A 10,310-nucleotide genomic window follows, 5' to 3' on the forward strand; every position below is an offset into this window, starting at 1 on the left:
CCCGGCCGCTCCCCGCTCTCCCCCGGCCGCTCCCCGCTCTCCCCCGGCCGCTCCCCGCTCTCCCCCGGCCGCTCCCCGCTCTCCCCCGGCCGCTCCGCAGCCGCTCCCCGGCCGCGCGGCCGTACCGCCCATGTCAGGCCGGCCCGTCGAGGACCTCGCACACCCGCGCCGCGAACGCCCTGGGGTGGGTCAGGTTGCCGTTGTGCCCGCCGGGGAACTCCACCAGGTCGACACCGCCGAGCAGCTCCGCCAGCACCTGCGCGCACCGGTAGTCGAAGACGTCCCGCGGGGTCGTACGGCCGGCCGCGGGCACGACCCGGGTCGGCCCGCCCTTCAGCGCGGCGACGTCGGCGCCCGCCAGCGTGTCGCGGCGGATCGCGGTGAAGTCGTGTTCGAGGAAGAACTCGAAGTTGGGGCCCCGGTCGGCGCCGATCGGGCGCGGCCGGAGACCCGGCTCCACCTCCTGCGAGGCGGGGTCGATACCGAGGACCGCCGCGACCTTCCTGACGGCCACGGCCCAGCCTTCGCGACGGTAGGTCTCCTGGATGTCGCCCAGCTTGCGGTCCGTGGAGTCCCGCTCGGGGCCGGGCAGCAGCCGCGGCGCGACGGGCTCGTGCGCGATGAGCGTGCTCACCTGCCCGGGGTGGTCGACGGCCAGGTGGAGCCCGATGAGAGCGCCGAAGCTGCAGCCGAGCATGAGCGCCGGCTCGTCGGTCAGCGCGGCCAGCAGGTGGTGGACGTCGGCGGCGTGGGTGGCGATGGTCAGGGGCTGCGCCGGGTCGCCGACCGTGCTGCGCGACAGGCCCCGGCGGTCGTAGGTGACCACCGTGTAGCGGGTGACGAGCCGATCGACCAGGTCGGCGCTGCGCCTGGCGTCGCCCTCCCCGCTCTCCGAGACGAGCAGGAGGGGACCGGTGCCGCGGATCTCGTAGTAGATGTCGGCTCCCGGCACGGGCAGCAGGTCCGTCTTCGTCGCGCTCATGTGAGTCCTTCCAGGTGGTCGTGTCCTGCTCCGTCACCGATGACCTTAATGCATCAATTTTGATACATCAAGACTGATGCATCAGTTCAGATGCATCTAACTTGATGTAGCTTCGTGGGCATGAACGGAGTAGAGCTGTTCCTCCTGGGGCGGACCCTGATGAAGATCGGCGAGGAGGCCCTCCCGACCGAGGGCCTCGGCCCGCACTCCACCAGCCACCGCTCGGTCCTCATCGTGGCGAGCGACGTCCGCGAGCATCCGGGCAGCTCCGTCGGCGAGATCGCCGCGCGGACGGGCTTCCCGCAGAGCCAGGTGTCGGCGTGCGTCGCCCGGCTCCGCGAGGCGGGCTCCATCGTGACGGAGGCCGACCCCAAGGACCGCCGCAGGCTCCTCGTCCAGCAGGCCCCCGAGGTCTCCGACCGCGTGGCGGCCGTCCGCTCGGCCCCCATCGACACCGCGCTCGCCGCGGCGCTCGGCACCGACGACCCCCAGGAGATCGGCGAGGTCGCCGCCGCGCTGGAAGCGCTCGCGCGGCGGCTGACCCCGCAGGCGCTGACCCGCATGCACCCGGGCCGTCCCGGCCGGACGGGCTGAGGGGCCGGAGACGGGCTGAGCTGAGAGGCCGGAGACGGGCTGAGAGGCCGGAGGAGATACGCCGCCGGGCGAGGAGCCGGTCACAGGTTCATGGCGATTGGCACCTTTCATGATTTCGGTGACCGCGGCCGAGCGATATTGGCGGGGTGAGCGCCAAGCCGCACGGTGGCCAGTCGGGGTTGATGCGGGCCGGGGTACGGGCCCGGGTGGCCCGCCTGGCGCGGGCGACGGGGGCGACGGTGGTCTCCCCCGGCACGGTGGCGGTGCTGTCGGCCGGTGCGTTCGCGCCGTTGCTGACCGCGAGCGTGGGCGCGACGGCACCGGCCTCGGCGGGGATCGGCGCCCTTACCCCGGTCGGCGGGAACATGCTCACCGACACGGTGAAAGCCGGTATCGCCCGGCTCCGGGAAAGCGGCCGGGAGCCGACGCGGGAAGCCCTGGAGAGCGAGCTGGAGCAACGCCCAGTTGACGGACCACACGGTACGGCTGTGGGACATGGCGACCCGCCGGCAGCTCGGCACGCCCCTCACCGGCCACACCGACCAGGTCTCCTCGGTGGCCTTCAGCCCTGACGGCACCACACTGGCCACTGGTAGCGCGGACCACACGGTACGGCTGTGGGACGTCGGCATCCCCAGCGATCTCCTCCGGGCCGCTCGCTGACCCGCGCGGAATGGGCGCAGTACGTGCCTGCCGAAAGGGAGTTCCGGACGGTGTGCCCCTGACGCGGCGCCTGCGCCCTCCCGGGCCGCGCTCCAGTGCTCCGAGCCGTTGAGAGCGTCGACTACTCGGAGCGCTGGACGGACGACGTGTGGCGCTGGAACTCCCACGGGTCGTGGGCGCTGAAGACGCTCACCTCGTCACCGTGCAGGCGGACCAGTTCGCGCAGGCGGGCGTGGTTGCCCAGCCGTAGCGGCCGGTCCACCTCGGTGATCTGCTGCAGGGTGTCCATGCCCGGGTGACCCCGCGGGCTGTCAGGGTCGATCTCGCCGTGGAAGTAGTAGGCGTCGCCGCAATGGAGCAGCCAGCGGTCGCCGTCGGCCACGGCTATCGCGCTGTGGCCGAGGGTGTGGCCGCCGAGCGGGACGAGCAGGATCTCCGCGTCCAGGCCCTTGAGCGGGCGGACCGCGTCGAAGCCGAACCACGGGTCGCCCTGGTGGCCGGGGTAGGTCACCCAGTGCGGCCGGTGCGCCCAGTGGGCGGGCCGGTAGCGGACGCGGTCCTCCGGATGATGGCCGGGAGCGGCCATCGCGGCACGGTGCTCGGCCTCGCGCAGATGGACCTGGGCCCAGGGGAAGTCGGGCAGGCCGCCGGCGTGGTCGAGATCGAGATGGCTCAGCACGATGTGCCGTACGTCCTCCGGCTGGAAGCCGAGCTCGGTCACCTGGTGCAACGCGGTCTCCCGCGTGTCGAGGACCGGCTGGGCCCGGCCGAGGAAATCCCGGCTGAGGGTCTCCTCCGGCCGCGCGACGTCGGGCGTGCCCAGCCCGGTCTCGACCAGGACGAGACCGTCATGGTCGGTCTCGACGAGCAGGCAGTGACAGAGGGCACGGGCGGGGGCCAGCGGGCTGTCTCCGACGGGGTCGATCCGGCGCATCGACCCGCAGTTGAGGTGATGGATCCGCACGACGGCTCCTTTAGATAACGAACGTTCGGATGTTTTTAGCGAACGATCGGTAGATTAAGCTGGTGTCATGAGCCCGCGCAAGTCCGCCGCCGAGGCGGCCGGCACCCGGACCAGGATCATCGAGTGCGCTCTCACACTGGCCTCGACCGACGGCCTCGAGGGCCTCACGATCGGCCGCCTGGCGACCGACCTGGGGATGAGCAAGGCCGGAGTGATCGGCCACTTCGGCACGAAGGAGGCGCTGCAGCTGGCCACGCTCGACGCCGCGGTCCAGGCGTTCCGGCTGCGCGTGCCGGCCAGGGTCGCGGGCGCCAGGCCCGGAGTCGAACGGCTGGCGCGCGTGTTCGCGGAGTGGGTCGACTACATGCGGGACGGCGAGGCGCCCGGAGGGTGTTTCCTGACCTCGGTCGCCACCGAGTTCGACGGACGGCCGGGCCCGGTCCGCGACGCCGTGCTCGCGGCCCTGTCCGCCTGGTCGGCCTATGTCACGGGCGAGATCCGCGCCGCCGTCGAGGCCGGGGAGCTGCCCGGGGAGACCGACGTCGACCAGCTCGCCTTCGAGCTGAACGGTGTCGCCCTGGCCGCCGACCAGGCCATCCAGCTCCACCGCGATCCGGCGGCCCCCTCCCGCGCCCAGCGGGCCGTCAGCCGCCTGCTCACCCCCGGCGGCCCCTGAGTCCCCGCCCCCGGCCACTCCGGCCCCGACCACTCCGCCCCCGCTGCGGGACCGGGACCCTATCCGGCGGAGAGGCGTTCAGCGGAGCTGCGGCAGGACCTTGGCGCCGAAGGCGTCGATGTAGGCGCTCTGGTCCTGGCCGACGTGGTGCAGGTAGATCTCGTCGAAGCCCAGCTCCGCGTACTCGTTGATCCAGGCGGCGTGCCGCCCCAGGTCGGCGGAGACGTTGACCGCCTCGGTCACCCGCGACGGAGGCACCTCCGCGGAGATCACGTCGAAGAGCTCGGCGGTGTCGAGGTCCCAGCTCACCGGCGGCCCGAAGACGTTGCTCCGCCACTGGTCATGGGCGATCGCCAGGGCCTCCTCCTCGCTCTCGGCCCAGCTCAGGTGGACCTGGAGGGCCACCTTCCCCCGGCCGCCGGCCTCCCGGTAGGCCGCCATGACCTCGCGCAGCGTCTCGACCGGGCGGTTGACCGTGATCAGGCCGTCGGCCCACTCCGCGCACCAGCGGGCGGTCTCGGCGCTCACCGCGGCTCCGACCAGCTTGGGTGGGACCTCCGGCCGGGTCCACAGGCGGGCGCGGTCCACGGTCACCAGGCCGTCATGGCTGACCTCCTCCCCCGCCAGCAGTGCCCGGATGACGTCGACGCACTCCCGCAGGCGGGCCGTACGGACGTCCTTGCGCGGCCAGCGGTCACCGGTGATGTGCTCGTTGCTCGCCTCCCCGGTGCCCAGCGCGGCCCAGAACCGGCCGGGGAACATCGCCCCCAGGGTGCCGATCGCCTGGGCGATGATCGCGGGGTGATAGCGCTGGCCGGGCGCGTTGACGATGCCGAACGGCAGCTCCGTGGCCTGGAGGGCGGCGCCCAGCCAGGACCAGGCGAAACCGGAGTGCCCCTGCCTCGCGCTCCACGGCGAGAAGTGGTCCGACGACATCGCCGCCGCGAAGCCCGCCTGCTCCGCCCGCGCCACCGCCTTCAGCAGCTCGGCCGGATGGATCTGCTCATGTGATGAGTGAAAGCCATAGGTCGCCATGGTCTCCCGCTACCCGGGAGAGCCCCGTCCACGCGGAGCGGGCGGCGCACCAGACAGACGGACGGCACACCGGACGGACGGACGGCACACCGGACGGATACGCCGCCGGTCCCGCAGGGCGTGCCGTACGGGACCGGCGGGACGCCCCCGCCGGCAGCGCGGGCGGGGGCGCGGACGGCCAGCCTCAGAAGGCCGAGGTGTAGGTGGTCAGGGAGGGCCGGTCCACCCGGGTGGTGGCGTTGTAGCAGACGACGTTGCGGACGATCGCGGTGTTTGACGAGGTGTTCCAGAGGCTCACCAGGTTGCAGAACTCGGGACCGGGCCCGTAGGCGGTGACCTGGACGTGGTCGGGCAGGACGCCGACCGTCGGGAAGGTCACCAGGCGCTGGCCCGTCCCGGCGGTCTGCACCGTGTTGATCCCGCCCTGGGAGTTGTAGTTGACCGCCGCGGGCGCCGGCGCGTACGGCCCGGGGTTGGCCGGGGCGTTGTCGAAGGTGTAGGCGAAGTTCTTCGGCGGGACCGCCGCCCCGGTGATCGCCCGCTCACGCTGGTAGGTCAGCGTCCAGCCGGTGTTGAGCGGGAGGTTCGTCGCGTTGTGGCAGCGGACCTGGACCGTCTGCGCGCCGGGGGCCGAGGCCCAGCCGCCGACCTTGCAGCGGGCGGGCTGGACCGGGTCGACGGCGGTCACCTGGACGTTCCCGGCCAGGGTCGCCGAGCCCAGGCCCGGCAGGGTGACCGTCCAGACTCCCGCGCCCCCGGCGACCGTGTTCAGGGCCGCCGCCGAGTTGAAGTCGGCGACGACGGAGGCGCCGTCGTAGTGCACGTAGCCGAACGCCTGCGGCGCGGGCAGGACGCCCGTGCTCTGCTCGAAGGCGATGGTGAACGGGGTGAACACCGGCGCCCCGCCGTAGCGGTAGCACTGCACCACCGCGACCAGGTCGGGTCCGGCGGGGGTGGGGCTGGGCCCCCACTTCTGCGCCTGGCACCAGTAGGCGGACTGGGAGATCGCCGTGACGTGCACGACTCCCTTGGCGATACCGATCTGCGGGAACTTCACGTAGGTCTGCCCCACCACGCCGGGCGAGACCGAGACGTTGAACCCGGCGCCCCAGCTCCCCGCCTGACGGGCGAGGTCGGGGATGCCCGAGTTGACGTTGACGTGGGCGAACCCCCACCGGTTGGGGACGGCGGCCTCGGCGCTCGCGGCCACGGCGGTGAGGCCGGCCGCGAGCATGGACATCACACAGAGGATTCTCACGATCGCTTTTCGTAACCGGTGCATGTCGGCCTCGTTCCGGCTCAGGGGGGCATGGACGGCCGGACACGCCCGCGACGCCGTACGGCATGCGGGCCGCTGTGCTGGGATGCCCGGCTGACAACTGGCTCTGAGCTCTTGATAGCCCGACCGGCCCCCCTTGAGAAGACCCAACCTTTCTCGCCGCCCTGACCCGTCAGAGCCTGATGGAGTCAACTACCGGCCGCCGCTGGTGACATGTCCCTATAAATCATGTGAAGTCCGTTGGAGCCCGCCGCACGGGAGGGCGGACGGCCGGGAGCGTTCCCCGCCGGACCGCCGGGGACACTGCCCGCCGGACCGCCGAGAGCACCGCCTGGCGTCCGGCCGCCGGACCGCCGGGAGCACCGCCTGGCGTCCGGCCGGGAACCCTGCCTGGCGTCCGGCCACCGTCCGGCCGGATACTGATCGACGACCCGCCACCGCTGGAAGGAACGCGCATGAACGCCGATGTCCCCCGCGTGATGTGGCACCTGCTGGAGCCCCTGCACGCCGTCACCTACTTCGCGCCCGAGGCGCGGCAGGCCGCCGACGCGGCCGGCATGCGCGGGTTCTGGATGGGCTACTTCGCGATGCGGGCGGCGCCGCTCGGACCGGTCGGCCCGGACGTCGTCACCGCCGCCTTCCACGGCTTCCACCCCGGCCGGGTCTCCCGCGCCCTACCCGACGCCTGGACGTTCGCGCCCCCCGCCGCGGTGCTGCGCGCCCGGCTCGACGGCGCCGGAGCCGCTCTGCGGCGCCTGCTCGCCGGCGCGCCGGCCGACCCGGCGGACGTGGCCGCCGCCGCCGCGCTCGCCTGGGAGGCCGCCGGACACGCCGACACCGCGGGGCGGGTGCTGGGCGCGGCGAACCAGGCCCTGCCCGCGCCGGACGAGCCGTACCTGAAGCTGTGGCAGGCCGCGACCACGCTGCGCGAGCACCGGGGCGACGGGCACGTGGCCGTCCTCGTGGCCCACGGCGTGTCCCCGGTCCAGGCCCACCTGCTCAAGGCCGCGGCGGACGAGACCGGCATCGACGTCCTGCGCGCGGGGCGGCACTGGGCTGCGGACGACTGGGCGGCCGGCGCCGCCGGCCTGCGCGAGCGAGGGTGGCTGGACGGCTCGGACCGTCTGACGGCGCTGGGCGCGCGGGAGCGGGACCGGATCGAGCGGCTGACCGACGAGGCCGCGGCCGGTCCCTGGCGGGCCCTCGGCGAGGAACGCACCGCCGCCCTCTCCCGGCTGCTGCACCCCCTGGCCACCGCCGTGGTCGAGTCGGGCACGCTCCCGGTGCCGAACCCGATGGGCCTGTCCTGGCCGCCCGTCCTCCCGGTCCTCCCGGGTGGGGAGGACGCCCCCCGGACTCATCCGGAAGCCTGAGGTCCTCCGTCGGAGGCGTACTTCAGGGAGCCGACCACGTCGGCGTCGATGGAGAAGAAGCTGTAGAGGTCGGTCATGCGCAGCAGCCGCTCGAAGTGGCCCTGCACGTTCGCCAGCCGCAGCCACCCGCCCGCGTCGAAGGTCAGGGTCATCCCGCTGAGGAACGTCCGCAGGCCGTTGGAGTCACAGAAGGTGATCTCCGCCACGTCGAGGACGATCCTGACGTTTCCACCGGACACCAGCCCGCGGACGGCCTCCCGCAGCAGCGGGCTGGTGTTGCGGTCGATGTCGCCTTCGACGGTGAGCACGGCACAGCCCGCCTCCTCGTGATGGGTGACGTGGATGACCAGGTCTCTACTCATCGCGCTGTCTCTCCCATGCACCGACGATGCGGCCCGCGCCGGCTGCTGTCCAGACTGATCAAGGTATACCCGTCCCGTCCGGCGGGTTGGGCGACAGTCAGGAGACATGTGCGTAACGGCGCGGGCCGCCGGCCGGAGGCCACGCGGCAGGTGCGGCTACCGCCGGGTCAGCCGACGTGGACCATGGGGCGCCGCTCGGCGACGGGCTCGGCCTGGCGGATGACCTCGCGGGTGAGCGGGGGGACGTCCCCGCCACCGAAGACGAGATACCGCAGGAGCGCGCCGACGGGGTTGCCCTCGGCCCAGTGGAAGTAGACGTTGGGCTGCTTGCCGGTCTCGTCGCGCAGGTGGAGCAGGATCGCCGCGATCGCGTTGGGGATGGTGGCGCTCTCCACCCGCAGGATGCGGAAGCCGTAACGCTCCTCGCCGATCACCCGCAGCTCGGAGGTGAACTCCGAGGCGTCGGGGACCGTCACCTCCAGGAAGATCAGCCCTTCGGCACGCCGGAGCCGGTGGCGCTCCCACGCCTCACGGGCCTTGTCGACGTACTCCTTGCAGTCGCGGGCGTTCGGCTCGTTGGCGATCAGATGGATCTCGGCGGCCTCGTTGATGTACCGGCGGGCCTCGTCGTTCATGGTGATCTTCGTGACCCGCAGCTCGGTCGACCGGGTGGCCCGGGAGATCAACGAGGTGACGACGATCGCCAGGACGAAGAACAGCGCGATCACCAGGCCGTCGGGGCGCTCGATGATGTTGGCCACCGTCGCGTAGGCGAAGATCAGCGTGACGGTCCCGAACGGGATCGCGACCTTCGGCCGGCCCTTCTTCCACGCCGAGAGCGTCACCGCGACCGCGGCCGACAGGATGAGCGCCAGCACGCCGGTGGCGTAGGCGCCGCCCTGGGACTCCACGTCCGCGCCGAAGGCGAAGGTGATCGCGAAGGACACGAGCGTGAAGACCAGCACCATCGGTCTGGCCGCGCGTGACCAGTCGGGCGCCATTCCGTAGCGCGGCAGGTAGCGCGGCACGATGTTGAGCAGGCCCGCCAGCGCGGAGGCCCCGGCGAACCACAGGATCGCGATCGTGCTGATGTCGTAGGCGGTGCCGAACCAGTCGCCGAGGTAGCCGTGGGCCAGGTAGGCCAGGGCGCGCCCGTTGGCCTTGCCCCCCTCGGCGAACTCCTCGGCCGGGATCAGCAGGGTGGTGGCGAAACTGGAGGTGATCAGGAAGACGCTCATGATGAGCGCGGCCGTGGTCAGCAGCTTTTTGGCGCCCTTGATCCGCTCCGTCAGGTCGCCCTTGACCAGCGGCATCACCGCCACGCCGGTCTCGAACCCGGACAGGCCCAGGGCGAGCTTGGGCATCACGTAGAGGGAGACGGCGATCATCGCGATCGGGCTGGAGTGCTCGGCGGTCAGTGCCGTCCGCCAGTCGGTGATCAGGCTGGGGTCGGCGACGACGTGCTGTACGGCCACGGCCAGCACGACCACGTTGAGGATCAGGTAGACGGCGACCAGCACGACGGCGATGGAGATCGCCTCGCTGAAGCCCATGAGGAACACCGTGCCGAGCGCCGCGATCAGCACCAGCGTGACCGGCACCTGCCAGCCCTGCCAGGTCTCGGGGACGAACGGGTTGTGCAGGATGTGCGCGGTGGCGTCGGCCGCCGACAGGGTGATTGTCACGATGAAGGCGGTGGCCACGAAGCCGAGCAGGAACAGCACGAGCAGCTTGCCGCGCCAGCCGGGCAGGAGGCTCTCCAGCATCGACAGCGAGCCCAGGCCGTTGGGACTCTCCTTGGCGACGGCGCGGTAGGTCGGCAGCGCGCCGAACAGCGTCAGGGCGACCAGCAGCAGGGTGGCGACGGGGCTGAGGGTCCCGGCGGCCAGGGCGGCGATGCCGGGCTGGTAGCCGAGGGTGGAGAAGTAGTCGACGCCGGTCAGGCACATGACCTGCCACCAGGCGTGCTGCTTGTGCGGAGTCTCTTCGTGGTGGGGCCCGGGGGTCTTCAGATCAGGCCGGTGCAGACCGTCAAGTAACCATTTTCGGATCCCAGAGCTGGTATCCGGCGGGGTCGACATGGTCAACCCGGTCACCCCCTGCGCTCAAAGTCGTACATAAGAGAGGAACACTACCCATGCTGGGTGGTCGCCCTCCGGTCAGCCGTCCCTGCTTCCGGACCCCTTCCCCCGCTCCGGGAAACGAACGTGCGCACGCCGGCGAGAGAGCGCGCCGGTGTGCGCGAGAGGTGGCCGGGATCCCCCGATCCCGGCCCCCCGTGTGCCGGAGGACCGGCCCGCCGCGGAAGGCGCGCTCCCGCGGCGGTGCTCGTCGTGCTTTTCCATGACGGTCTCCTCAGCGGTTGTGGGGGCCGGCCTCTGC

10 protein-coding genes are annotated in these 10,310 nt (G+C 72.2%); 4 read left to right on the forward strand and 6 right to left on the reverse strand.

Going from position 1 to position 10,310, the window contains the following annotated elements:
* Positions 1–133: 133 nt before the first annotated feature.
* Positions 134–982, reverse strand: a complete 849-nt coding sequence (locus tag ACWDS7_RS39440; RefSeq protein WP_451933425.1) for an alpha/beta fold hydrolase — start codon at positions 980–982, stop codon at positions 134–136.
* A gap of 120 nt (positions 983–1,102) precedes the next feature.
* Here ACWDS7_RS39440 and ACWDS7_RS39445 point away from each other — a divergent pair, with 120 nt between their 5' ends.
* A complete protein-coding gene (locus ACWDS7_RS39445; RefSeq protein ID WP_306865397.1) occupies positions 1,103–1,576 on the forward strand; it encodes a MarR family transcriptional regulator in 474 nt (157 codons plus the stop codon).
* 465 nt (positions 1,577–2,041) lie between these two features.
* Positions 2,042–2,239 carry a WD40 repeat domain-containing protein gene (locus ACWDS7_RS39450; protein WP_451933426.1) on the forward strand — a complete coding sequence of 66 codons (198 nt, stop codon included), beginning with the start codon at positions 2,042–2,044 and terminating at the stop codon, positions 2,237–2,239.
* Positions 2,240–2,360: 121 nt separating this feature from the next.
* Here the strand turns inward: ACWDS7_RS39450 and ACWDS7_RS39455 are convergent, their stop codons facing one another.
* Complete coding sequence (locus ACWDS7_RS39455; protein ID WP_451933427.1) at positions 2,361–3,203, reverse strand: MBL fold metallo-hydrolase; 843 nt, start codon at positions 3,201–3,203, stop codon at positions 2,361–2,363.
* Positions 3,204–3,270: 67 nt separating this feature from the next.
* On the opposite strand from ACWDS7_RS39455, the gene ACWDS7_RS39460 reads away from it, so the two are divergent.
* Positions 3,271–3,879: a TetR/AcrR family transcriptional regulator gene (locus ACWDS7_RS39460; RefSeq protein WP_451933428.1), complete on the forward strand. Its 609-nt coding sequence runs from the start codon at positions 3,271–3,273 to the stop codon at positions 3,877–3,879.
* A 78-nt stretch (positions 3,880–3,957) separates the two neighbouring features.
* Here ACWDS7_RS39460 and ACWDS7_RS39465 read toward each other — a convergent pair whose 3' ends face one another.
* Positions 3,958–4,914, reverse strand: a complete 957-nt coding sequence (locus ACWDS7_RS39465; protein WP_306865390.1) for a TIGR03885 family FMN-dependent LLM class oxidoreductase — start codon at positions 4,912–4,914, stop codon at positions 3,958–3,960.
* A gap of 184 nt (positions 4,915–5,098) precedes the next feature.
* Positions 5,099–6,172, reverse strand: a complete 1,074-nt coding sequence (locus ACWDS7_RS39470; RefSeq protein WP_451933429.1) for a hypothetical protein — start codon at positions 6,170–6,172, stop codon at positions 5,099–5,101.
* Positions 6,173–6,648: 476 nt separating this feature from the next.
* On the opposite strand from ACWDS7_RS39470, the gene ACWDS7_RS39475 reads away from it, so the two are divergent.
* Positions 6,649–7,566, forward strand: a complete 918-nt coding sequence (locus ACWDS7_RS39475) for an SCO6745 family protein (RefSeq protein ID WP_451933430.1) — start codon at positions 6,649–6,651, stop codon at positions 7,564–7,566.
* Here ACWDS7_RS39475 and ACWDS7_RS39480 read toward each other — a convergent pair.
* Positions 7,551–7,928, reverse strand: coding sequence for an STAS domain-containing protein (locus ACWDS7_RS39480; protein ID WP_451933431.1), 378 nt, complete (start codon positions 7,926–7,928; stop codon positions 7,551–7,553). The genes ACWDS7_RS39475 and ACWDS7_RS39480 overlap by 16 nt on opposite strands.
* A gap of 167 nt (positions 7,929–8,095) precedes the next feature.
* Positions 8,096–9,877: an amino acid transporter gene (locus ACWDS7_RS39485; RefSeq protein WP_451933432.1), complete on the reverse strand. Its 1,782-nt coding sequence runs from the start codon at positions 9,875–9,877 to the stop codon at positions 8,096–8,098.
* Positions 9,878–10,310 lie beyond the last annotated feature (433 nt).

Source organism: Streptosporangium sp. NPDC003464 (assembly GCF_053588315.1).